Annotated in this window: 2 protein-coding genes; both read left to right on the forward strand. The window is 75.4% G+C overall.

Annotation, left to right across the window (positions count from 1 at the left end):
• The coding region (locus FUT87_RS28895; protein WP_186830563.1) for a hypothetical protein at positions 1-211 on the forward strand (211 nt) is incomplete at its 5' end.
• 29 nt (positions 212-240) lie between these two features.
• Positions 241-871, forward strand: a 631-nt coding sequence (locus FUT87_RS15710; protein WP_147241618.1) for a hypothetical protein, incomplete at its 3' end; no start/stop codon positions are given.

The raw sequence follows: 871 nt of genomic DNA on the forward strand, positions 1-871 counted from the left end.
CGCGCTGCTGCGCGACGACTTGCCGGTCCATGCCTGGGAGGCGGCGCTGTTCGCCGTCTGCGCCGGCCGTGCGCTCGTGGCGGACGACCTCGGCCTGGGGCAGCGCGGCGCGGCCATCGCCGCGATCCGGCTGTGGGGCGAGTGCTTCGGCGTGAAGCCGCCGTCGTCATCGCCCCGGAGGCGGCCCACGCCGCCTGGCGGCGCGACCTGACACGCTGGCTGGGCGAGGAGGCGAAATCGGTGACCGTCGCCACGACGCCACCCGCGAAGCCGCAGGCGGCGCTGCTGGTCGTCGACGGCATTGAATCGGTCGACTCGGAGCGCCTGGCGGCGCTGCGCGCCGTGCCGGCCGCGCAGCTGCTGCTGATCGCGCACCAGGAGCCGCTGGCCGACGCGCGGCTGGTCGATTGGATCGACTGGCTCGACGACATGCGCCGCGGCCCGCTGGCGCGCCTGCGCGCACTGCCCGACGACGCCGGCAAGAAGCTCAAGCGCGAGGCGCTCGAGTCGGTGCTGCTCTCGCGCCGCAAGCGCGAACTGGCGGACCAGTTGCCCGCCGCGCTGCTCTCGCCGCTGTGGCTCGACGGCGCCGGCGCGAACGGCGCCAGCCTGCCGGCCGCGCCGCTGAAGCAGCTGCGCCAGCTGACCGAGCGCTGGACCGCGCTGCGTTTCCTGTCCAGTGCCGAGCAGCAGCAGTTGCTGGAGGCCCTGTCGCTGCTGCCGCCGGCGTCCCGCCAGGCGCTGGCCGCGAAGGCCGAGGCGGTGCTCGCGCTGCGTCGCGAATGGATCCAGGGCGCCGTGCCGGCGGCCGCGCGGCTGGTGGTCTGCGCCCGTTCGGAGACGCTGCTGGACAGCCTGTCGATGTCGCCGC

Source organism: Mitsuaria sp. TWR114 (assembly GCF_007997345.1).